This window comes from Leptospiraceae bacterium (assembly GCA_025059995.1).
GTDB lineage: Bacteria > Spirochaetota > Leptospiria > Leptospirales > Leptonemataceae > SKYB61.
Genome location: JANXCF010000001.1, coordinates 188,794 through 211,294, shown reverse-complemented (window position 1 = coordinate 211,294; position 22,501 = coordinate 188,794). Strand labels below are relative to the sequence as shown.

Genomic DNA, 22,501 nt, shown 5'->3' with positions numbered 1-22,501 from the left:
TTTAGTAAACCTTAATCTGTTTTAGGTTCAAATTGAGTTCATAATCTAAATTATGGATCCACTACTAGACGAAAAATTGATCGTAGTTTTATCGCAAATCGTTCCTGAATATTTTTTAGAAAACTATGATGTCATTCTAAAGAGAGAAGCATTCGGACCTTCCATGAATGAAGGTATTTGTTATGAGTTTTGTTCTTATACACTTTTTTATGGTAGAGTCAATGGGAGACTTTTTTTCGGAATGGACGGAGCTACTAAGCTCAAGCTACTTCCTCATTTGAGTAAACATTACTACTACGATATGTTTCAAAAAGGTATGGCTAATTCTTTATTATTAGAAACCTTGAACCAAATTGCTTCTCTTTTATCTCAAGAATTTTCGTATGCAAATATTGAATTTCAAATTCAACCACCAGAGTTATACAACCACAAGGTTTTTTATGTCGATTTTTCTCAATTCAGACAATACACTTTGATTTTCGATGCTTTCAAACACTCCTCTTTTCTCGGTAGGACTAATTTCATTTTCTTATTAGAAAAATAATCATTTCTTCATTACGTCTCGATAGCGGGATTCAAATTCATCACGGTTGATGATTTCGAAATATGTAGTCAATCCACTCACTTTAAAAATTTTTTCTATTGATGGTTTCAAATTTGCCACACACATATTCCCATTTAAACTCTGGATATAATTCAAAGACTTGATTAGAATACCAATCCCACTCGAGTCAATGTAGTTTAATTTGTCTAAGTCAATGCAAACATCTACATTGGATTCTTTTATGTTTTCCTCTAAAGAACTTTTTAAATCTAAAGATGTGTAAATGTCCAAACTTCCATCTAATTGGAAAACGAAACGATTATCTTTCCGATGGATCACGATTTCCATAAAATTTCCTTGTGGCTTTTTTCATTTCCTTTTTAATTACATTAATATGAAAAATCAATTCATTTTTGATTTGATATTTCTTTACAAAAAGAAAAATTGAGTCTAATGAGGAAAAATTCAAAGCTCTTATTTTTGATAATCTTATTGCTTACTACTTTTCAACTAAAATCACAAAATCCTTCATCCAATCCAGCAATTTCTCTTTTTGAGAGAGCTTACGACCTCGAGAAAGAAAATCCTAATCAATCAATCGAATATTACAATCAAGCTATACAAATGGGACTTCCTCAAGATTTAAAAAGAACAGCGATGTGGAGGTTGTATTTTATTTACTTGGAGAAAAAACAATTCATCAAAGCTTGGCAAATATTGTCTCAAATTCCCAACCGTTCCTCAGCAGAAAAAAAATTTTTCGAGGAAATGAACTACTATGCAAAGATAAATAAAGATGAATTCTTACAGCTATACAATGCCATTAAACAAAATTCTTTAAAAGATGTTAAAAGACTATTCAAAACAATCAATCCTATTCTCAAACAAGAAATTTTAGATTTTTATTCAGACACAAATGAAGATCTTTTAGAAGAATTAGTAAATGATCAGTTTCCCAATAACCCTATAGATACCAAATTATTTTTAGCTAATTATTTCATTGAAAAAAACAAACTCTCAAAGGCAGAAAATCTTTTGTTAGAAGTTAGTACCGATTATCAAAATGAACTAAGTCCTACATATAAAGAAAAAATTCTTTATTTGTTGGGGAAAATCAAAAGAGAACGCAATATGCTTGATGCCATACCCTACTTTCTTACAGCAGCGAATTACTCCCCCACTGTTAGAGATTATGAAAAACAATTAGCACTCGCTATGTATTCTTTATACCGAAGTGGATATGAAGAAGTAGCTTATAATTTAGAAGAGTATATTCATCATCTGCCCAATGAACCTATGCAAAAACTATTTATCCTTCTCATTAAAGCAGAGAAAGAACCCTCACAAAAAAATTTACAAGAACTAAAAAAACAAACTTTACAAATTTCTGAAAATTCATTCTTAAAAGAAAGAGCTCAAAAACTTCTTTCTCGTTATGAGTCTTACTAAATCATTTCTGTTAATATTACTCATTTTATTATTCCATTGTAATACACTTCATCCGAATAATTCAAATAAATCACAAGTAGTAGTATCTGAAGATAAAATTAAAATTACAAACGAAAGTATAGAATCAAAAGAAACTGAAAAGAGAAGCGAAATCACAGACACAATCAGCGAATCAGTTAAACCCCAATTAGTTACAAAAGAAGAAATAGAAATGATCAATCAATATAAAGATATATCAAAAAAAGAAGAAGAGGAATATCAAAACAAGTATCAATCATTTTTACCAATAAAACAAGCTATCATCAACCACAAACAACGTTCGGATTTACAGAATCAAGAATATGAAAAGTTTAGAACAGAAATCATAGCTAAGAAACTCGACTCTAAGCAAAGTAGGATTGAAAGGTTAAATCGTATAGACCCAGAAAGGAACGCCTTTTGGAGAAAAGAAGCCTATGAGCGCTTTCCTGAAAATTTGGTTTTTACTGTTGATGAGAGTACATCGTATTATATCTGCGAAATCCAAGATCCCATTGTTCATTTGCATCTGAAGAAATACCAATGTAACTCATTAGTAAAAAAAATTAATTATCAATTTTTACTAAATCGGAACTTTTTTGAGGAAGTTTCCATTTTCGAAATCTTACCATCACGGAAATCCTACTATATTATTCTTATAGAAAAAGGCAAAGTTTTGGAACGACTAACTTTACAAGATAATAAAAACACTACCTTTCAATTGGCATTCCTTGAGTATAATGGAGGCATTCTATTAAAACTTTACCTTTTCTCAAAACCAAGCTCAGCAAAAAGAATTCAATTTTTATTGATTTCACCTTTAGATTTAATTTTTCAAAACAAATTGTAGCAGAACCCATTCAAATTAGATTTAGATATTATAATTTCTTGTCACTGAGTTTTCTACTAAAAAAATCTCATTATGATCAAAGAAATTCATGAACATTTAGATTTTGATTTTCTTGAGCAAATTAAAAAAGGAAATCTAATGATTTCGATTTCCGGGATTCGAGCAAAATTACCAGAAGGGCTCAACTTAAATATGATTTTAAAGTTAATTGAGACATATGTTTTAACATCAGGAACTACGATCGTTTTAGGAAACGACGGCAGAGGAAGTTCACTCCTTCTCAGTTCTTTTATTGAGGGAATCTTATATTTTTATGGAAAAAGAATCATTAATGTTGGCATAGCGCCCACCCCTACTATCAAAGCAACATGCAACCTTTCCAAAGCCGATGGAGGAATTATTATCACCGCAAGTCATAACCCTTCTGAATGGAATGGTATTAAGTTCTTAAAAAAAGGAGGCGATTTTTTTGAGAATGAAGATTATTTAAATTTATTTATAAATTTTTCAAAAAAACCAAAACCAAAAGAAATTTTGTATGATGAACAACTTGATTTCAATGGAATAGAAGCTCACATTCAATCCATCATAGAGAAACTACCTAACTTAGAACAAATCCAAAAACAATCATATACGGTGCTTATTGATCCTGTAAATGCAAGTGGTATTTATGTTCTCCCAAAATTATTAGAAATTCTAAAATGCCGAGTGATTTCTATACATGATAAGCGATCAAAAACTTTTCAAAGACCACCAGAACCTACCCCAAAAGCACTATCAAAATTCAGTTCTATGCTGCAAAAAACTAAAGCTAGTGTAGGATTTGCGCTGGATCCTGATGGAGATAGACTTGTGATTGGTTCACCCACTAAAAAAGCATTGAATGAAGAATACACATTACCATTAGCTTATTTAGGAAAAAAAATGCAACTTCAAAAAAATTCGAAATTTGTAATTAATTATTCGACATCTAAGGCTTTAGAAAAAATTGCTTCAGTCGATGGACATCAAGTTTATCGAGCACCCGTTGGTGAAGCCAATGTTGTAAAAAAAATGAGAGAACTGAAATCCCAATTTGGAGGAGAAGGTAACGGTGGTGCGATTGATTTAAGTATTCCATCCAAAGGTCGAGATTCATTGGTTGGCGTTGCTTATGTTTTATCAGCTATGGCTGAAAAAAATGCTAATACTATCGATGAACTGCTTAATATTTTACCTGATATACATATTGAAAAACTAAAAATTCCATATGAATTTGATAAAAAAGATAAAATTGTTGAGGAAATAAAAGAATTCGTAGGTAACTATCCCAGTAAAGAATTGAAAAATTTTTCAAAAGAAGATGGCTACTTTTTTGAGTTTAAAGATGATAGTTGGATTCATGTCCGATTGAGTAATACTGAACCTATTATACGAATCATTTTTGAAGCAAACACAAAAAAAGAATTACAAGAAATAAAAAATTACATATCAAAAAAATACACTCAAGCTGAACTTTAAAATGGAGATTCATTTTCTAAACATTTTCTTTGTTCGCCAAAATCAGATTTTGTTAGATAATATCAACATTTCTTTAGATCAAAACCATTACGTAATTTTAGGACCGAATGGTTCTGGAAAAACAACATTACTCAATATTCTATCAGGTCATGAATGGCCATCAAAGGGAAAATGCATCATTAAAGAAAACCAAGTATTAACAACTCCACCATTGTTTAAAGATCAAATGGGTATTTTCTTGCCCAAAATTGCAGACTGGATTTTAGCATTTCATCCCAAAATGAGTGTTTTAGAAACCATATGCACAGGGTTTTATCAACAACTGGGGTACTATACAGAAGCTAAACCTCACCAAATAGATTTAGCCATAGAACTTTTAAAGAAATATCTTCCAAGCCTACAGGAAAAACATTATTACAAAAGCTTTCATACCTTATCCACAGGTGAGAAATATCGAACACTCCTTTTACGAAGTATAGTCAAAAATCCTAAAATTCTAATCTTAGACGAGCCTTTTGAAAATTTAGATATAAAAGGAAGAATAGAATTTGAAGAACTACTCTACGAAATTTCAAAATATACATCATTTATTATCATTGTTCTTCATCGCATTGAAGAAATACCTTCGTTTGTTTCAAAAAGCATTTTAATGAAGAACGGTAGAATTTTTCGATATGGAAATATCAAAGATACTTTGACATCTGAAAATTTATCTGAACTCTACGAACTTCCACTTGATATTCAATATCATGAAAATCGATACTATGCAATCATCAAATCTAAAAGAAGTTGAAATTATTTACAAAAATGATTTACCTATAAACGTTAAATTTCAAGGTAAATTTATTCACAGCATAAATCCTGGAGTTGAAGCCAAACGTCAGTTTGAACACTTTATCAAAAATATTAATGAAAAAAAAGAAAACATAATATTTTTTAAAATAGGCTTAGGCTTTATTATTGATGAGTTTATTGAAAAAACTTCTTTAAAGTTAATTTGGTTTGAACCCATAGAAAAAATTCGAAATGCTGCTATAGAAAGACTTTCAAAAACTATTCTTAATTTTTACGACATACAAAATAAAAGAATATTTATTCATTCAGAATTTAATTTAGAATACATAAAAAAACTAAATGAGTCAATCCTAAACTATGAAATATTTTTTTTGAAATCTTATTTAGATAAAAATGATTATGTTTTAATAGATTTATTTTACAAAAAAAAATTTTATTTCCAAGTAAATCTAAATACTCTAAATAAATTCGAAGATTTATGGATTTCAAATTTTTTTAAAAATCTTTTGTTTATTAATAAAGTATACCCCATAAATGTTTTAAAAAACATTATAGCGAATCAAACCCTGTTGATTGTTGCAGGAGGTCCTTCACTTGATGAATGGATTCCCATCATAAAAAAATACAAAGAACATTTCTGGATTCTCAGTGTTGATACGGCTTTGAATACATTGGTAAAAAATCAAATTATTCCTGATTTCATTTTGAGCGTCGATGCACAAAGTATTAATTACTTGTATTTAGAAAAATATACGGGTTTAGAATCAACCTTCATTATTGACCCCACCACATATTATCAATTGATAAAAAGAATAAATTATCAAAAAAAAGTTGTAATTTTTAGTAACTTACTACCTTTTGTTTCATATCTATTAGACAAAGCTTTTTCAGAAAAAGTTATAGAATTAAAAAGTGGTGGGTCAGTTGCAACGATCGCTTTGGATTTAGCTAGCTTGATGGGAGCCAATCCTATTTTCTTTTGTGGTTTGGATTTGAGTTTTCCGAAAAACTTGATTCATACCAAATTTTCGTTAGTCGATATGCGACATCTTTTTAAAACCAATCGCACTCATAGCTTTGAGTTTTTTAACTTCAAGCAAACTCGAGCATTAACAAAAAAATTTTGTTTTAATCACCAAAATCAAATCGTACTTACTAATGACAAACTTTTAATCTTTAAAAACTGGTTTGAAAAAAACTATCATTCATATAAAGATAAAAACATCTATGTCCTTTATGGAAATGGATGCATTATCCAAAATTTTCAGTATATCTTCAATGAAAATGGCTTTCATCAGTTGATCAATAAATCATTCATTAAATCATCTATAGAAGAAATTAAACAAAAGAAAAAAGATAATTTGAAAAAAACATATTACAAAATCATAAAAAATTTAATCGAAATGGATAAAATTATTAGTAATATTAATAAAATTTTATCAATAAAAGAAAAACTTACCTTTGAAAAATTACAAGAGATTCACATTCTAGAAGAAAAATTGAAATCATATGAAGAACTTCAGATGATTATTATAAATGAACCCCTAAACAATTTAACAACAAATACCTTCAAAGAAAATATTCAGATTTCAAAAGAAATTTATGAGAAAATACAGATAGGTTTAAGAAAGTTAGTAAAAAAAGTTTATAAATCTCTTCATATTTCACATATAATCGATGACAAAGAATAGTGATGTAGAAATAAATTCAACTTCATTGATTGATAAGAGAAGAAGGAATGAGAATAAAAATTCCGTAATTTCAATTTTTTTATGAAAGACTCATTTTTACGAAAGCTTTCTTTATAATCTAAATCATTTCTTGATATTATGTAAAAATAAGTATCTAAGCTTTTAATCTCATCTACTTCTAGCCCCTCAAAAACATTTAAATATTTTTTTGACAAACTTATTAAATAATTATCCATAAAGAACTCAATATCCAATGGATATTCATCAAAATTGAGTTGTCTATAGAAATTGAAATTTTCATCAAACATTAATATTTTCTTTTCTTTCGGAACAACCACAAATAATTTATCATTTATTGCTTTCAATTTCGTTGCATATCTTGCTTTCTCTAAAATGTATTCAAACCCCTTTGAGTCTTTTTTTATAAATAGCACTCCCTTTCGCCAAAAAAAGATAGAAAATCCATTATAGTTCAAACCCACCATTTGATCCTTAAAAATTGTAATTGATATGAGATTTTTAAACTTGGGACTTCTAAATCGATTTTTATAAATCAAGCTCTTATTTTTTAACTCATAAATTTCAATCGAACGTTGTGTTTTTAATGCAATATTAAGTAAAAAAATTTCCTTCTTTTTATTGTCGTAAGCAATTGAAACAGGTTTTAGTGGATAATCATCTCTGTTCATTATAGGTATCTCTGTATATTCAAATGAAGATTTTTTCAATTCTATCAAATATATTTTCGATTGATTCAAGAATTCATTTCTATAGTCCTTCAAAAAAGGATTCATTTGAATTGCTAACCATTGATTTTCACTTATCTTTATGCTATCTATAATAGATTGTATTTTTTGACTTTGACAATGTTGCATTTGTTGAATTTCAATGGACTTGCATTTACTAAGAGAAAAACTTAAAAATATTATTTTTAAAGTGATAAGAATGGAATTTTTGTAAATTTCCATTGGATGTTTCCACTTCTACTTGTCGTTTGAACAAATGCCCAGTTCGTAAAATATTCTTGAAACGCTATTGACTCAAATTTCTCTTTTTTGTATAAGTCCTTAACAAAAAAATAAAAATCTTCTTTTATAAAATTAAATTGTTGGATACTCACGAGATTTAATGCTAAAGTGGCTCTTTCTATGGTAAATGGTTTTTTCCATATTTTTGCTTTCCACTCATATGGTATCTTCATTTCAAATTTTTTTGTTAAATCTGATAAATCAACTTCATCAAACAAACTTACTATCCAACGTTCATATCGTTGTTCCGTATCAGGAATAACGTAGTTTTTCACTATGTCTAAATTTTTTGATCTAATTTCTGTTATAAGTGAGTAACCTTTCATTCTAAGAATTTTGTAATCTATAAAACAGAAAAGAAATAGTTGGTAATATATTTTATTTGTTCGAAACGAAGGAGAGTAGTTCTGAGTTGCATTTTTTAAGATCTCATCATTTGTAGCTCCTCCAGAATAAGATGCTAAAATACGTAGCTCTAATCCCAAGTATTCATCGTAGAAAGGCTCAATTTTTAAGAATGCATAATACTTTTTTTGTCCTAAAATGAATTCCTGATTCACAACTTGAAAATTTTGATCAAAATTAGGAAAATTCTCAACTAGAATCTGATAAATCTGAAATGCCTCTTCAATATCAAAGTTTATTAAAGAAACAGAAGGGAACTCAATTGTTTTTCCGACTTCTACAAAATTATGTTTTAAGCTATCAAAATAATACATTATCCACGAAATATTTCTGTTGTTGTTTGTATTGTTTTTTTTTCAATTTCAGTTTCGAGCCGTTTGAGTATCTTTTTTTGAGATACTAATATGTATGATAAATAAAAGGAAAAAAGAACCAACGTCAGGAATATTACAATTAGTAAACGATTAAGACGCTTTTGTGATAATTCTATAGCCTTGATATTCGCAAGCTGATCATACAAAGAAAATATAATTTCTAATTCTTTTTCTTTTGAAATGTACTTGTATCGTATATAACTTATTAAACTTTCTACATCTTCTTTTGTAAGTGTTTCTATAATTTCCTTGCGCTTTTCTATATTCGAATTTATAATTGCTTGAAGTTTCTCTTCTAATTTGGCTGCATTTAAGTCATTGCCAGTTATTATCTTGATCGGCATGAGAATTAATACCATAAAAATTATAATTTTATTCATTAAAAATCTCCTAATCTGATATCATTAAATTTTTATAAATTTCTTTAATTTTTTCATGTTGATAAGTTATATAAAAAATCACCCAAAAGAAAAAATGATATCCAAAAACCGAAATCCAAAACGTGATTTCAATTTCTTTTGATAATGTATGTAAAACTGGTCCTGGATGAGTATCAGGAGTTAAAATTCTAATTGAAAACCACGTAAGTATTGATGCAAGAGCTGAGAAGATGGTCATTATAGCGCTATAGGTTCCTCTCTTCATTGGATTATCAGTAAACGTTCTCACAATAAAGAAACTACTAATTGCTAAGGCTAAGATAAAAAAGCTCATCAACCTAGGATCTTTCCAATTCCAATATGTTCCCCATTCTGTAGAAGCCCAGATGGGTCCAGAAATAATAACTCCTAAAGAAAATATAAATGCAGTCCTCATTGAGGAAACAACGACAATATCATACAGCGACTTTCTTTTTATTAAATACAAAATAGCTGAGATTACACCGATAAATGGTGAATACATTGCTACCCAAGCTACTGGAACATGGATATAAAAAATCCTATGAGCTTGACCTTGGGAAACAATCACCGGAGGATAAGTAAGTGACAATATGGTTACTGGAATGAGGATAAATGAAAAAGCAACATTTAGATAAAAAAAAAATTCCTTTCTAACTCTCACCTTTATTATCCTTCTTCAACACTCAAGTTAGTGTATATGAAAATTCCTGTTAGGATATATATAAGCAAAACAACCAATGGTAAAGTCAAAATTTTATAGTCTATAAAGTAAACAATATTTATGTCATCAACGAATTTATTCAAAACACTAGTGTAAATGATGAAAACTGGTACTGAAACAGGGAAGAAAATTGCTGGAAGAACTAATTCCCTCATACGATTACCCGAAGACATCAAACTGATCAATTCGCCAATTGAAATCAGATTCAAAATGTATGGAAAAAGAAGTAAAAAGAAAATCATTTCATTCTGTTCATATTCTAACTGTCCAACGAGCAGAATTTTATATATTAGTTGGTAAAACATCAAAATGAGGAAAATTAGCAAAGCTTTTATGGCAATTTTTGCAATATAAAAAATTGATCTAGGCATAGGACTCATTAGTTGGATTTTGTATGCTCCTGCTTCTTTCTCTCTTTGTAAAGATTTTCCGGTCATTAATATTACCATAAAAAACACAGAGAGAAAAAGTAAACCCCAATAATTCTTCTTCTCCAGAAAAATTTCACTTTTTAAAGAATAATAATACAAAACAGCTAAATATATTCCGTAGAAGAACAAAACCAAAATTATTTGTAATGATTTCAATTGATGTTTAAACTCCCATACAACAGCACTCAAAAAATACTGAATTGACAAAGGAATTTTCATAATTACATAGACATTATGGACAGAAATCTAAGATGGGAAAAATTTACAATTTCAAATTTAACCAATATTCTAACGTTTACTATAGCATTAGTTAATATATTAGATATCATACTTAATATATCATATCCTGCTTTTCAAATTCAACTACTTTTTACTGACTTATGGTGGCAGATATTTCTTTTTCCTTTTCGTATAACAAAAGATTTACTTTCCTTGATCTTTTTTCTTTACGTTTTTTGGACTTTCGGAAACACATTAGAACAAGAAATGGGTTCACCAAAATTCAATCTTTATGTCTTTTCGGGATATCTTTTTATTATCATAGGAACCTTTTTTTATCCTATTGATGCCTATTTCGTCTATTTATCTATATTTTTTGCATTAGCGTATTTATACCCTGATATGGAAATTTTATTTTTCTTTTTAATTCCGATAAAGATGAAGTGGATAGGAATAATAACTGTTTTGTTAATTGTATTTCAAGCCATTTCATTTTCATTAAGTTCAGGTTCTATCCTTCCTATTTTGAGTATTTTGTTTGGAAATTTGAATTTTATTATTTTTATTCTAATTCCAAGTTTGAAGATAAGACATAGACTTCGTTAATAAACTATAAACCAGCTTTATATTTAAATTCTCTGTATAAAAATTCAGTTCTCATATAATTTTGGATTTTCTAAATCTTTTTTATGATCTGAAAAAAATTTCCTAAACTTAAAAATCAGAGTATGGAATTCCTAATAATTCAAGTATTCGATCAAATTCATCTAAGTTTGCATAATGTATGACTATTTTACCAGAACCACTATTCTGATGTTGTATCTCAACCTTTGTAGTAAATTTAGCTCGAAGTTTGCTTTCTATTTTGATAAGGGTGGGATCTTTAAAATTTTCTTTTTTACTTCTTTTATTCTTTGGGTCAGTAAGTTTTGCCACTTCTTCTTCAACTTTTCTTGCACTCCAATCTTCATTTATTATTTTTTGAGCTAATTGAATCATCATTTTCTTGTCCGCTATAGAAAGTAAGGGACGAACTTGACCTGCAGTGATTTTCTTTTCATTTACTAAATCCTGAATTTCTTCTGGTAGTTTTAATAGTCTAAGTAAATTTGAAACCGTAGACCTATCCTTACCAACTTTTTCTGCTACTTGTTTGATATTCCATTTTGTTAATTCAATTAGCTTTTCATAAGCTTTAGCTTCCTCTATTGGAGTCAAGTCCTCTCTCTGTATATTTTCTATAATTGCCATTTCTAAACTTTTTATTTCATCCAAGTCATTTTTGATTATAGCTGGAATTTTTTTAAATCCTGCCATTTTTGCCGCTCTCCAACGTCTTTCTCCTGAGATAATCACATAACCTTCATCTTTTTTTCTGACAATGATGGGTTCAATAATTCCTACATTCTTTATAGTTTCAGCAAGTCCTTCTAATTCTAACTCGTTTATCTTTTTTCTTGGCTGGTCAGGATTCGGAATTATACTATCTACATCTATGTATTGATACTCAGAGATAACACCATCTTGAATAGATGTTATCTCTGGTAACAAATTTGCTAAACCCTTCCCTAAAGATTTCCTTTTCTCCATTTTACCCTCCTTTTGTTCTTGTTATTAACTCTAACGCAGCTTTCTCATAAGCTTCTGCTCCTAAACTATCAGGTGCATAAGTAAAAATGCTTTTACCAAATGATGGAGCTTCTGATAGCTTTACATTTCTTGGTATAATGACATCAAATACTTTATCTTTAAAATGGTTACGTACATCATCAACTACCATCTTAGATAAATTTGTCCTTTGATCAAACATTGTAAGCAATACCCCAACTAATATTAGAGAGGGATTTAAAGATATTTGGACTCTACGGATTACTTTTATCAATTGAGTTATCCCTTCCAGTGCGTAATATTCTGTTTGAAGTGGTATTAATACTCCATCAGCCGCACATAGAGCATTGATTGTTAAAATCCCCAGATTAGGCGGACAATCAATAAGAATATAATCATACTTCTCTCTTACTTGATTTAATAAATTTTTTAAACTTTTATATTTATTTTCAGACTCTAATAAATCTATTTCTAATCCAGCTAAGTTCATATTTGCTGGTAAAATCGAGACATTCATCTCCTTTGTAGTCAAGATACATTCATAAATTGAGATTTCATTTATCAAAACTTCATAGATAGTTCTTTCTAATTTGTGAACTTCTATTCCTAATCCAGATGAAGAATTTCCTTGTGGATCCATATCCACTATTAATATGTTTTTTCCTATCCTTCCTAAATAAGATGATATGTTGATCGTGGAAGTTGTTTTTCCTACTCCACCTTTCTGATTTGCTATTGCTATTATATACGCCATTTTTCCATCTCTCTTAAAAGATTTTTCCATTGAACAGGTTTCATTTTTTTTCGTTTATCTAAATGTGAAATAAGAATCAGCTTTCTCTCACCAAGAAACTCGAGCGATGGAATGGTTTTAATTTCATCTATCATTAAATTATTCTCTCTTAAGTAATCAATTTCTTTACTAGAAATATCTAATCTTCCAGCAAAAATTCCCAAAAAATTTTCAAAAGCATGCCTTACTAAAACTGCGTTAAAAGGGAAAGGTATTAAAGCTCTTGTTACAACAACATTTGCTTTTAAATCAGTTTCTTCTATTCTTCTATAAATAAATTTTATTCTATAAGCATTTTTTTCTGAACAGAAATTTTCCAACAAACTCAACTTTCTTTTTGAGGCATCTAATAAAATTACTTCCTTAGGTTTCTCAATTAAACAATAAAACAAATAACCAGGCAAACCAGCACCACTTCCAACATCTAATACTCGCGTTTCATGTGAAACGTAATTCCCTTCTACTAAAATACTTATGTATACCATGCATTCGTATACATGTCGTATTGCTATTTTTTCTATATCATTTTTAGAGAAGAAGATACCCCTTTTTGAATTCTCAAATAAAAAATTATAGAAGTCGTTTACTAAGTTGTATTCAAATTTCTCTATGACTCGATTTATATAAGTAAAATCACAATCATATTTTAGAATCTCAAATTGCCTCAACAAATCAGTATAAAAATCCATATGCTTAGATTATATTTTATTGTCACTTTGAAAAACAAAAAATTTCAAGTTCGTAATGAATGCATTTAAAATTACATTCATAATACTCTTTGCACTTTTAGCTCAATTTTCATATTGTAAAACATCAGAAATTCATTACATAAAATTTGTTACATTAAATCACGAAGATGAAGGGTTTCTAGATAATCATACTTTGCAAAGTATTGGTACTTCGGAGTTACGTCATGATGCTGCAAGTAAAAAAGATATTTTCCAAAACTGCTTAAATAGAGCTGAATTTATGGCAAAAGAAAGAATGGTCTTTTTAATTACAAATGCTTATCTTTCTTTAACAAATCACAAATATCATCCTAACATTTATTCTAAGCCAGATTTGATATACTGGGGCATTCGATTTGAAGAACTTTTGAATTATTCTTATGTAGCATCAAAGTTTATTTATGAAAACAAATGTAAAATTATTTTAAAGCTTAATAAACAAAATCTTCTGAAAATCATAAAAAACTATAAGATGTAGTCTTTTCTCTTTTGAGTCCTAAGCGAGTTTTCTACTTTATAAAGTAAATTTGAGTCTAGTTCCTTTATATTTTCAATTCCGTAAAGCTTCATAAGATAGTAAAGTTCATTTTTATATTGTCTTAATAAATGCCGTCCTGCAATATCACCTCCACCAACAATAGCTATGAGAAATGGTCTTCCTACTAATACTCCATCAGCTCCTAAACATAACATCTTAAACACATCACTTCCTGAGCGTATTCCTCCATCAGCTAAGATTTTAATTTTTCCTTTTACTTCTTTTGCTATTTCTGGTAAAATCCTTGCAACTCCTGGTATATTATCTAGAATTCTACCACCATGATTTGATACAACTATTGCATCCGCCCCTATTTCAATGGCTTTATAAGCATCATCTAATGTTAAAATACCTTTGAGAATGAAAGGAAGTTTTGTTTGTTTACGAATGTATTTTAATTCTTCAACATTACGTGATCTACCTTTCTCTTTTCTCAACAAAAAAGTTTTGAAAAGAAAAGCATCTATATCTATACCGACTGCTAATAATCCAATTTCTTCTGCATAACGAATTCTTTTGATAATTTCATCATCATTATCTCTTGGTTTTAATATAGCGATAGCATTACCAAAAAATCTTTCTATCACTTGAAATATTGTTTTATAGCGCTCAGGTGTGATACCATCGCCAACCCAAGTGATTGTATTTTCAGTTCTTGTTATTTTCAAAAAATTTTCTACGATTTCTTCTTCGCTGATCGCATTTTTTAAATTCGTTGAAGCTCCCGTCATAGGAGCTATCATGATTGGAACATCAAATTTTCTACCTAAGAATTCAAAACTTAAATCTGGTTCTACATCACGATGAATATATCTTGGCAAAATTTTATATTCCTGTAAAGAACGAATGTTATCAATAAAAGAAAATTGATTTCCTACGCCACCCATCCCGGGAACTCCGCTTGCACAATTAGTTCCATCACAAACTTTACAAACCCAACAAACATCATTTGGAAAACGTTTACGAGCATTATTCTCAACTTGAGTCCAGTCGATTCCTTCGAGTTCATCTATTTGAATTTGTATATAGGATCGTGCTTTTTCAGCTATATTTATGGCTTGCTCTAATGTTTTTGCTTTTGCTATGATATGTCCTATTTTATCAATATTACTTGTTGGTTTTTGTAAAATAGTTCCAATCTTTTTAGTTATGATAATATCACATATACCATCTATCCTTTTTGCTTCTTCTACGCCATCAATTGAAATCAACTTTCCTTGAGAGGAAAGCAAACTTCTTTCAATGCAAACAAACTCAAAATTCTCTTCTATTGGTTCAGGTTCTTCTCCCATAGCAATTTGTATGGCTCGCCTATAGAGTTTTACCCCTGATGATATTGGATAAGTATGAGAAGACATAAACCCTCCAGAGAGTCTTGCTGCAATTTCTCCTACATATATACCTCTTTCTGTAACTTTTAAATCCCCTTTCGCTGCACCAATATCAATTCCAATTGCTCTTATGGCTCTTTTCATTGTTTCTTTCGCTTCATCAATAATGGATTTTGGTAATGACGATGGCATATTATGACCAATTTCTATAAAGTAAGGCTCTCCTGTGATGACTCTATCTGCAATCCCTGTTATCATGATTTGATCTTTCCAAATCAATGCATCGATTGAAAGTTCTGAACCATCCAAATATTCTTCTAAAATTAATTCACCAGTAGGTGAAAATGCTTTACTATGATGATAAGCTACGGGTATTTCCTCTCTTTTCGAAATTTTAATTACTCCTCTTGCACCCATATTTTCCGTTGGTTTCAGAACTGCAGGAAACCCTATTTTATCTATTGCTTTATACAAATCTTGTAGATTCCATATAGGTTCAAAGTTGGGGACTAAAACTTGGTGTTGTTTTAGTGCTTTTCTCATCAATACTTTATTTGTAGCCGCTTCAGCAACAGAATATCGTATACCTGGCAATTTCAATGCATTAGCAATTGCTGAGACTGATTTGGTCGCATCTGTTCCCGCAGTTATCACACCATCAATTTTTCTTAATTTGGAAAGTTTAACAGCTTCTCGAACACATCCTTCTACATCACGCGTGCTCATGACAACAGGATGATCTGCTATTAACATTCCAGGTGCTTGAGGATCCATATCCATTACGATTGTGAATAACCCCATTTCTTTTGCAGTTTCAATTAAAGGAACTTGGAGAATTCCCCCTCCAATGATAATCAAAGTTTTTTTCTCATAAGTTTTCATAACTCACCTTTTAATTTGATGGAAATTTTCATTAGTAATAAATTGAAAATATAAAATATTTTTTTATTTGCCACAAATCAATAAAATACTTTTTTGTTATAACAAATCCAGTTCAAGCTCAGTTTGTAACTGCAATTATGAATGAAAAATATACTATACCTAATCATTTCGATGTGATTGTAGTAGGTGGTGGACACGCTGGCAGTGAAGCAGCTCACATCACTGCAAAAGGAGGAATGAAGACTTTACTTATTACTATGAATCTTGACACAATCGGTCAAATGTCATGTAATCCTGCCATAGGTGGAATTGCAAAAGGACAGATTGTGAAAGAGATTGATGCTCTTGGTGGAATAATGGGGAAAATTATCGATAAAACTGGTATCCACTTTAAAATGCTGAATCGTTCAAAAGGACCTGCTGTCTGGGCACCAAGAGCTCAAGCTGAGAAAAAAGCATATCAAAATCATGTAAAGTGGCATTTAGAAGCAACACCAAATTTGTATTTAAGACAGGATACTGTAGAATCTCTTTTAATTGAAGATAATGTTGTAAGAGGCGTCATAACGGGAAGAGGTCATACACTGTATTCAGACTTTGTAATTTTAACAACAGGAACTTTCTTACGCGGATTGATACACATAGGTGAGTTTCAAGCAAGAGGTGGAAGGATTTCAGAACTCGCAGCCATGGGATTAACAGAAAGCTTAATCCATTATGGATTTAAAGTTGGAAGGCTCAAAACAGGAACCCCACCCAGAGTTCTTAAAAAAACGATTGATTTTTCTAAAATGGAAGTTCAACCACCCGATGAGGATCCCATCCCCTTCTCTTATAGCACTGAAAAAATTACTCAAAAACAAATAGACTGCTACATTACTTATACTAACGAAGAAGTTCATAAGATCATATTAGCAAACTTACATCGTGCACCTATGTATAATGGACAAATCCAAAGCATAGGTCCAAGATATTGTCCAAGCATCGAGGATAAAGTTGTTCGATTTCATGACAAACCAAGACATCGAATTTTCGTAGAACCAGAAGGTGTAAATACAGGCGAAGTTTACCTAAATGGTATTTCCACGAGCTTACCAGAAGAAATTCAATGGAAAATAATTCGTATGATACCAGGTTTAGAAGAAGCAGAAATCATGAAGCCTGCGTATGCTATTGAATATGATTATGTAGACCCCAGAGAACTCACACCTGATTTACAGACCAAAAAGATAAAGAATCTTTATTTTGCAGGACAAATCAATGGAACAACTGGATATGAAGAAGCAGCGGCTCAAGGGATCATGGCAGGAATTAATGTTCTTTGCTCTTATCGAAAGGAACCGCCTCTCATTCTTTCACGAGCAGAAGCATATATTGGTGTGTTGATTGATGATCTTGTTTACAAAGGAGTTGAAGATCCTTATAGAATGTTCACAAGTCGAGCTGAACATCGTTTACTGCTTCGACAAGACAATGCTGATTATAGATTAATGAAATATGCTTATCGATTAGGATTAATTTCAGAAGATGAATACCGAAAAATGCAAGATAAATATGACAAAATGTATGATGTAAAAAGAAAACTATTCTCTGTTGGTATTAAACCAACAACTGAATTTAAACAGTTACTCAAAGAAAAGAACATAGAAGATATACCACAACATTATGGAAAAACTGCGGGTGAATTTTTAAGACGACCTGAGTTCGCTATAGAGGACTTTGCTATTTTTGTCCCCGAGGTAATGGAATTGAAAGAAGACCTAAGAAAGGTAATTGAGCTAGAAATCAAATATGAAGGTTATGTAAAAAAAGAACTTGAACTTATTGAAAGAAGAGAAAAGATCAAAAAAACTGCTATACCAGATGATTTCGATTACGAAAAAGTTGTAGGACTAAAAAAAGAAGCAATAGAAAAATTAAAAAAATTCAAACCAAAAGACTTAGAATCAGCATCCCGTATCTCAGGAATTGATCCCCCCGATATAGATTTGTTGTATCTAAAAATCCAGCAAATGGCGAAATAAAGTTCTTTATTAAGTGTGAATTCTATAAAGTTCTTGATTCTATTTCTTTTGTTTTTCTATCTTTCATACAATTGTTTTTTGTACTTCATTCAGGACAAAATACTTTTTTACCCTGTCCCTTATAATGAAAGGGAAATTCGCACCATAGAAAAAACATATCCTTTTACGTTTAAAACTTTCTACATCAACGAAAAGAAAATTACTTATTGGGAAAGTAATAATCATAATACCAGACATGTTGTATTTTATTTTGGAGGAAATGCCGAGAATACAAATTACACTTTGATGGAAATCTCAAGCTTCAATAGAGCTCTTGAATTCAGATGGATTCTACTTAATTACCCTGGATACAATGGATCATCAGGAACGCCTTCAGAATCTTCATTTTTTGAATATGCAGAACTTCTATATCATCACATTGTGCAAAATCACAACTATGAAAAAATTTCTTTTATGGGAAGAAGTATTGGTAGCGGGGTTGCCTCCTATTTGGCATCTAAAGTCAAAGCTTCAAAATTAATTTTAATTACTCCTTTTGATAGTGTAGAAAATTTAGCAAAAAAATATTATCCTTTTACTTTATCGCAACTTGTAAAACACAAATTTCTTTCTTACAAATACATTCAAAATGTGTCAATTCCTATACTTATTTTAGCTGCTGAGAATGATGAAGTTGTCCCCTTATCTTCTACAAAGAATTTAATCCAATACATTAGTGATCAAAGAAAGATGGAATTTTATATTCTCGATGATACAACACACAATACCATTAGCGACCATCCCGAATACTGGAAGTTTATTTATTATTTTTTGATAAGTTAATCCCTAATTTACAATAAAAAACTTCGATGTGAAGTCATCCCAGAAAGATGGTAACTCATCAAAAGGATTAGGCATCGTTTTATCAGTGATGTAAATAAAACCTATGTGTTTCTCCTCAACATATAAGAGCATTTTTTCTAAATCTTTTTTATCAGCGCTATGAATTATCATTGCGAAGTGCTCTTTTGAATATTTTAACTCATTATCTCTTGGTGAGAAAGATGTAAGCTTATTTGGATCTTCTTCGTATACAACGTTTATATCTGCTATGTCATAGAATTCTGATTCGGGGAATACTCCATGATTCAACACTACTTTTAAATTGCTATTTATTCCTTTTACGTAATTGTAGATTTCTTGATAATAGCTTAAACTGTCCTTGTTACTTGATGCTTCATCGATAAAAAAACCTTGAATTCCTCGAAATAAAATTCTCCATTGTTGAATATCATTTTTCACACTATCTATGTTTCGTCTTCCATAGTCTGTAGGAACATAACCTATAACAATCGCATTCTTTTCTACTAATTTTCGATTCCAATACTGATATTGAGGATATAACCAATCGCTTGAAGTTCCCGGACCGTTGGATGGATTGAGAATTACAACAAAGTTCTCATTAACTTTTTTTAACAACTGATTCCAAAAGTAGGAGTCATAAAAATACGCTGGTATGAGAATTTTCATACTTGATTTGAATTCTTTTTTTTCTTCTCCTATAATTACTGGAGAGGGTTGTAAAAGTAAAAGCAATGCTAATGTTTCTTTCTCTCTCTTTTCTTTTTTCTTTTTTGGATTTGGATCATTGCCTGTGGATTTTTGAATCTGAGTGCAGTCAAGCAACAATAAATGCAATGTTAATATAACAATTAATTTATGAACTCTCATATACTTCTCCTTAATTTCCATAGTTTATAATTAATGCATTCCAAAACTCATCATCTGGAAATTCCTCAAAATTTCCTTTGTTTGATAAGTAAATTGTATAGATATTTTTTTCTTTTGATCTTTGGATGATAGAGTTTATATTCTCCAATTGGACATTTCTAACTACTATAGCAAAATCTTCGTTCTGAAATAAACTTTTCCATGGCAGAGAGTTCCATTTTGTAAAAAAGCCTTCTAGCATACTCTCAGTTTCTACGAAAAGCAAATTGATATCTGCAATTGAAAAATAAGAGGTATCAGGAATACTTCCATGTCCTAATACCACAAAAGAGTTGGGATATCTTGACTTCACATAATCATAAAGTTCTTTATGATATTCATATAAATGCTCGATTTCTCCTGTGTCAGGATTATACTTCGCATAAAGACTTGAAACGCGAGAAAAATAAATACCACGAACTTTGCCAGAATAATTATAAAACAAACCATCAATTTTAGTTTTAACATCTTCTTTATTCACATTCCCATAGTTCGTGTCTACATAAGCAATGGGTATAGCTCCTTTTAATGCCAGTCTTCCTAAAGCATCAGTATAGTCAGAATTCTCTTGATCGTAAGGAGGATATACAATCACATAATAATTAGAATTCGCTGCTGATATCAGTTTAATCCAGTATTTTTTTGGTTCTTGATCATCTTCTTGCCACATTGCTGGATATATAGACATCATTACGAGTGCCTTCAATTTCTTTGAACTTTGATTAGTTGAGACAGGATTTTCTTGATTAACAGAAAATTCTATGGTTTGTATCGCAGTAGTTGTTTCCTCGGCGTGATTTTGATTCAACAAAAGTAATAACCACCACTGGTTCTTCTTCGTTTTCTTGCATGACAAAACGCTAAATACTTGCAACAACACCAATAAAAACAAGATTTTTCTTTTCATATTCTATTAATAGTTAACGTATAAAGAAGATTTTTTTAAAATTACATAGTAAAATTTTTTTGTATTTTTTATTTAATTCTGTATTAATACTCTTTTGTTTTACCTTAAAATCTCTATAGTTGAAATAACTATGTTTTTGTATATCTCTTTAGTAAAGCTTTTAGGTTTCTGTTGTTATATAAACTCAAGTTTTGGATTTCAAGCTGTCCTATACGATCCTCTTCGGTAAATAAAGATGCTGTTTTTTCCATAGATAATAACTCTGGATGATAATTCCCATTTTTTGCTTCTGTTCTTAGGATGATGTAATTATTTCCTCGATCCAGTTCGATCAGCACCTTTCCACTTATAATCTGAGACATTTTAAATAGGGATTCTTTAATAATTTCTGCGTCAAAATCATACCATTTTCCTTCATATAGGAGTCTTCCTAATTTTCTTCCCAAATGAAAATACAAATCAAATGCATCTTCATCCAAATAAATTTGCAAAAGTCTTTCATAAGCAATGTGGATTAATGCCATGCCGGGAGCTTCATAAACACCTCTACTTTTGGCATCAATAACACGATTTTCAACCATATCACAAATCCCTAAACCATGCCTTCCAGCAATTTCATTTGCTTTCTTAAACATCTCAAACATGGAAGAAAACCTTTCATCGTTTATTGAAACTACAATTCCCTCTTGGAATTCAATCTCTACTTCTTCTTTCTTTACAGAGAAATCATCTCTCCAAAAAGGAACTCCCATTATAGGTTCAACTATCTTGAGGGATTTATCTAAATACTCCAAATCTTTAGCTTCATGAGTTGCTCCTAAAATGTTGGAGTCAGTGCTATAGGCTTTTTCTACTGATGCTTTATAGGGTTTTCCTTTCTTCTCTAAATACTCAGCCATTTCTTTTCTTCCACCAAACATCTTCACAAAAGCTGGATCCAACCAGGGCTTGTAGATTTGAACTTCAGGATAAAATAGTTTTGCATAACGAAAAAAGCGTTGGATATCATTCCCCCGATGTGTGCTTCCATCACCAAAAATCGATACCCCATCCTTCTTCATCACTTCCATGATAGCTTTTGTTGTTACAGCTCTCCCGATTGGTGTGGTATTATAGTACTTCAATCCACCAGACTGGACGTGAAATGCTCCGCATTGAATGGCTCTCATTCCTTCATTTGCTATGGCTTCTCTACAGTCTAAAACTACAGCTTTTTTAGCTCCATATTCATAAGCGATTTTTGGAATGCTTTGGATATCAGGTTCATCAGGTTGTCCTAGATCTGCCGTATAGCAATAAACTTCAACTTCATTTTCTGACATCCATTGAGTAGCTGTTCTCGTATCTAAACCACCTGAAAATGCCAGAGCTACTTTTTGACCTCTCGGTAAATGTTTTAAGATACTTCCCATGCTGCCAATATTTTCATGAAAACTTTTAGGTAAAGTTTCAAAATTGTCATACTTGATTTTCAATTTTGGATTTACTAATATGGTTGAAGGATATTCTTTTACA

23 protein-coding genes are annotated in these 22,501 nt (G+C 30.4%); 10 read left to right on the top strand and 13 right to left on the bottom strand.

The genetic code is table 11. The features are described 5' to 3' along the window. Nucleotides 1-52: 52 nt before the first annotated feature. Complete coding sequence (locus NZ853_00980) at nt 53-544, top strand: chemotaxis protein CheX (protein MCS7204252.1); 492 nt, start codon at nt 53-55, stop codon at nt 542-544. On the opposite strand, the gene NZ853_00975 is transcribed toward NZ853_00980, so the two are convergent. Further along, a complete protein-coding gene (locus NZ853_00975; GenBank protein MCS7204251.1) occupies nt 545-892 on the bottom strand; it encodes an STAS domain-containing protein in 348 nt (115 codons plus the stop codon). 105 nt (nt 893-997) lie between these two features. Here NZ853_00975 and NZ853_00970 point away from each other — a divergent pair, with 105 nt between their 5' ends. The 5 genes from NZ853_00970 to NZ853_00950 all read left to right on the top strand — a co-directional run bounded on the left by NZ853_00970 (nt 998) and on the right by NZ853_00950 (nt 6,847). Continuing rightward, complete coding sequence (locus NZ853_00970; protein MCS7204250.1) at nt 998-1,993, top strand: hypothetical protein; 996 nt, start codon at nt 998-1,000, stop codon at nt 1,991-1,993. Continuing rightward, entirely contained in the window at nt 1,980-2,861 is an 882-nt protein-coding gene (locus tag NZ853_00965; GenBank protein ID MCS7204249.1) for a hypothetical protein, read from the top strand. The genes NZ853_00970 and NZ853_00965 overlap by 14 nt, the downstream gene beginning before the upstream one ends. A gap of 72 nt (nt 2,862-2,933) precedes the next feature. Next, entirely contained in the window at nt 2,934-4,361 is a 1,428-nt protein-coding gene (locus tag NZ853_00960; GenBank protein MCS7204248.1) for a phosphoglucosamine mutase, read from the top strand. Between the two features lies 1 nt (nt 4,362). Further along, entirely contained in the window at nt 4,363-5,154 is a 792-nt protein-coding gene (locus NZ853_00955; protein MCS7204247.1) for an ATP-binding cassette domain-containing protein, read from the top strand. Further along, entirely contained in the window at nt 5,111-6,847 is a 1,737-nt protein-coding gene (locus NZ853_00950) for a DUF115 domain-containing protein (GenBank protein ID MCS7204246.1), read from the top strand. The genes NZ853_00955 and NZ853_00950 overlap by 44 nt, the downstream gene beginning before the upstream one ends. On the opposite strand, the gene NZ853_00945 is transcribed toward NZ853_00950, so the two are convergent. From NZ853_00945 to NZ853_00925, 5 genes are all read right to left on the bottom strand, one after another. After that, a complete protein-coding gene (locus NZ853_00945; GenBank protein MCS7204245.1) occupies nt 6,814-7,536 on the bottom strand; it encodes a hypothetical protein in 723 nt (240 codons plus the stop codon). The genes NZ853_00950 and NZ853_00945 overlap by 34 nt on opposite strands. 242 nt (nt 7,537-7,778) lie before the next feature. After that, a complete protein-coding gene (locus NZ853_00940) occupies nt 7,779-8,594 on the bottom strand; it encodes a hypothetical protein (protein MCS7204244.1) in 816 nt (271 codons plus the stop codon). Further along, nucleotides 8,594-9,034 carry a hypothetical protein gene (locus tag NZ853_00935; protein MCS7204243.1) on the bottom strand — a complete coding sequence of 147 codons (441 nt, stop codon included), beginning with the start codon at nt 9,032-9,034 and terminating at the stop codon, nt 8,594-8,596. Before NZ853_00935 ends, NZ853_00940 begins: the two co-directional genes overlap by 1 nt. A 10-nt stretch (nt 9,035-9,044) precedes the next feature. Beyond that, nucleotides 9,045-9,716, bottom strand: a complete 672-nt coding sequence (locus NZ853_00930) for a cytochrome c biogenesis protein (GenBank protein ID MCS7204242.1) — start codon at nt 9,714-9,716, stop codon at nt 9,045-9,047. A gap of 5 nt (nt 9,717-9,721) precedes the next feature. Further along, nucleotides 9,722-10,426, bottom strand: coding sequence for an ABC transporter permease (locus tag NZ853_00925; GenBank protein MCS7204241.1), 705 nt, complete (start codon nt 10,424-10,426; stop codon nt 9,722-9,724). A 15-nt stretch (nt 10,427-10,441) separates the two neighbouring features. Between NZ853_00925 and NZ853_00920 the strand changes: the two genes are divergently transcribed. Further along, nucleotides 10,442-11,032: a hypothetical protein gene (locus tag NZ853_00920; protein ID MCS7204240.1), complete on the top strand. Its 591-nt coding sequence runs from the start codon at nt 10,442-10,444 to the stop codon at nt 11,030-11,032. A 108-nt stretch (nt 11,033-11,140) separates the two neighbouring features. Here NZ853_00920 and NZ853_00915 read toward each other — a convergent pair whose 3' ends face one another. The 3 genes from NZ853_00915 to NZ853_00905 are packed head-to-tail and all read right to left on the bottom strand — an operon-like array spanning nt 11,141 to nt 13,516. Next, nucleotides 11,141-12,016: a ParB/RepB/Spo0J family partition protein gene (locus tag NZ853_00915; protein MCS7204239.1), complete on the bottom strand. Its 876-nt coding sequence runs from the start codon at nt 12,014-12,016 to the stop codon at nt 11,141-11,143. A 1-nt stretch (nt 12,017) separates the two neighbouring features. Next, entirely contained in the window at nt 12,018-12,788 is a 771-nt protein-coding gene (locus tag NZ853_00910; GenBank protein MCS7204238.1) for an AAA family ATPase, read from the bottom strand. Further along, entirely contained in the window at nt 12,776-13,516 is a 741-nt protein-coding gene (locus NZ853_00905) for a class I SAM-dependent methyltransferase (GenBank protein MCS7204237.1), read from the bottom strand. The genes NZ853_00910 and NZ853_00905 overlap by 13 nt, the downstream gene beginning before the upstream one ends. 55 nt (nt 13,517-13,571) lie before the next feature. Between NZ853_00905 and NZ853_00900 the strand changes: the two genes are divergently transcribed. Beyond that, complete coding sequence (locus NZ853_00900; GenBank protein ID MCS7204236.1) at nt 13,572-14,033, top strand: hypothetical protein; 462 nt, start codon at nt 13,572-13,574, stop codon at nt 14,031-14,033. Here NZ853_00900 and NZ853_00895 read toward each other — a convergent pair. Next, nucleotides 14,021-16,306: an alpha-hydroxy-acid oxidizing protein gene (locus tag NZ853_00895; GenBank protein ID MCS7204235.1), complete on the bottom strand. Its 2,286-nt coding sequence runs from the start codon at nt 16,304-16,306 to the stop codon at nt 14,021-14,023. The two genes, NZ853_00900 and NZ853_00895, sit on opposite strands and share 13 nt — an antisense overlap. 137 nt (nt 16,307-16,443) lie before the next feature. Between NZ853_00895 and mnmG the strand changes: the two genes are divergently transcribed. Then, the gene (gene mnmG / locus NZ853_00890) at nt 16,444-18,330 is read left to right on the top strand and encodes a tRNA uridine-5-carboxymethylaminomethyl(34) synthesis enzyme MnmG (protein MCS7204234.1); all 1,887 of its coding nucleotides are present in this window, start codon (nt 16,444-16,446) and stop codon (nt 18,328-18,330) included. Between the two features lie 15 nt (nt 18,331-18,345). Further along, nucleotides 18,346-19,152 carry an alpha/beta hydrolase gene (locus NZ853_00885; protein ID MCS7204233.1) on the top strand — a complete coding sequence of 269 codons (807 nt, stop codon included), beginning with the start codon at nt 18,346-18,348 and terminating at the stop codon, nt 19,150-19,152. Between the two features lie 3 nt (nt 19,153-19,155). On the opposite strand, the gene NZ853_00880 is transcribed toward NZ853_00885, so the two are convergent. The 3 genes from NZ853_00880 to argG all read right to left on the bottom strand — a co-directional run bounded on the left by NZ853_00880 (nt 19,156) and on the right by argG (nt 22,398). Then, nucleotides 19,156-20,040, bottom strand: coding sequence for a spherulation-specific family 4 protein (locus tag NZ853_00880; protein MCS7204232.1), 885 nt, complete (start codon nt 20,038-20,040; stop codon nt 19,156-19,158). Nucleotides 20,041-20,050: 10 nt separating this feature from the next. Next, complete coding sequence (locus NZ853_00875) at nt 20,051-20,986, bottom strand: spherulation-specific family 4 protein (GenBank protein ID MCS7204231.1); 936 nt, start codon at nt 20,984-20,986, stop codon at nt 20,051-20,053. Between the two features lie 128 nt (nt 20,987-21,114). Next, complete coding sequence (argG, locus tag NZ853_00870; GenBank protein ID MCS7204230.1) at nt 21,115-22,398, bottom strand: argininosuccinate synthase; 1,284 nt, start codon at nt 22,396-22,398, stop codon at nt 21,115-21,117. Nucleotides 22,399-22,501 lie beyond the last annotated feature (103 nt).

What these genes read in the sequence shown, in the direction of transcription:
- NZ853_00980 (MCS7204252.1), top strand. Translation starts at nt 53, where the DNA reads ATGGATCCACTACTAGACGAAAAATTGATCGTAGTTTTATCGCAAATC.
- NZ853_00975 (MCS7204251.1), bottom strand. Translation starts at nt 892, where the DNA reads ATGGAAATCGTGATCCATCGGAAAGATAATCGTTTCGTTTTCCAATTA.
- NZ853_00970 (MCS7204250.1), top strand. Translation starts at nt 998, where the DNA reads ATGAGGAAAAATTCAAAGCTCTTATTTTTGATAATCTTATTGCTTACT.
- NZ853_00965 (MCS7204249.1), top strand. Translation starts at nt 1,980, where the DNA reads ATGAGTCTTACTAAATCATTTCTGTTAATATTACTCATTTTATTATTC.
- NZ853_00960 (MCS7204248.1), top strand. Translation starts at nt 2,934, where the DNA reads ATGATCAAAGAAATTCATGAACATTTAGATTTTGATTTTCTTGAGCAA.
- NZ853_00955 (MCS7204247.1), top strand. Translation starts at nt 4,363, where the DNA reads ATGGAGATTCATTTTCTAAACATTTTCTTTGTTCGCCAAAATCAGATT.
- NZ853_00950 (MCS7204246.1), top strand. Translation starts at nt 5,111, where the DNA reads ATGAAAATCGATACTATGCAATCATCAAATCTAAAAGAAGTTGAAATT.
- NZ853_00945 (MCS7204245.1), bottom strand. Translation starts at nt 7,536, where the DNA reads ATGAACAGAGATGATTATCCACTAAAACCTGTTTCAATTGCTTACGAC.
- NZ853_00940 (MCS7204244.1), bottom strand. Translation starts at nt 8,594, where the DNA reads ATGTATTATTTTGATAGCTTAAAACATAATTTTGTAGAAGTCGGAAAA.
- NZ853_00935 (MCS7204243.1), bottom strand. Translation starts at nt 9,034, where the DNA reads ATGAATAAAATTATAATTTTTATGGTATTAATTCTCATGCCGATCAAG.
- NZ853_00925 (MCS7204241.1), bottom strand. Translation starts at nt 10,426, where the DNA reads ATGAAAATTCCTTTGTCAATTCAGTATTTTTTGAGTGCTGTTGTATGG.
- NZ853_00920 (MCS7204240.1), top strand. Translation starts at nt 10,442, where the DNA reads ATGGACAGAAATCTAAGATGGGAAAAATTTACAATTTCAAATTTAACC.
- NZ853_00915 (MCS7204239.1), bottom strand. Translation starts at nt 12,016, where the DNA reads ATGGAGAAAAGGAAATCTTTAGGGAAGGGTTTAGCAAATTTGTTACCA.
- NZ853_00910 (MCS7204238.1), bottom strand. Translation starts at nt 12,788, where the DNA reads ATGGCGTATATAATAGCAATAGCAAATCAGAAAGGTGGAGTAGGAAAA.
- NZ853_00905 (MCS7204237.1), bottom strand. Translation starts at nt 13,516, where the DNA reads ATGGATTTTTATACTGATTTGTTGAGGCAATTTGAGATTCTAAAATAT.
- NZ853_00900 (MCS7204236.1), top strand. Translation starts at nt 13,572, where the DNA reads ATGAATGCATTTAAAATTACATTCATAATACTCTTTGCACTTTTAGCT.
- NZ853_00895 (MCS7204235.1), bottom strand. Translation starts at nt 16,306, where the DNA reads ATGAAAACTTATGAGAAAAAAACTTTGATTATCATTGGAGGGGGAATT.
- mnmG (MCS7204234.1), top strand. Translation starts at nt 16,444, where the DNA reads ATGAATGAAAAATATACTATACCTAATCATTTCGATGTGATTGTAGTA.
- NZ853_00880 (MCS7204232.1), bottom strand. Translation starts at nt 20,040, where the DNA reads ATGAGAGTTCATAAATTAATTGTTATATTAACATTGCATTTATTGTTG.
- NZ853_00875 (MCS7204231.1), bottom strand. Translation starts at nt 20,986, where the DNA reads ATGAAAAGAAAAATCTTGTTTTTATTGGTGTTGTTGCAAGTATTTAGC.
- argG (MCS7204230.1), bottom strand. Translation starts at nt 22,398, where the DNA reads ATGGGAAGTATCTTAAAACATTTACCGAGAGGTCAAAAAGTAGCTCTG.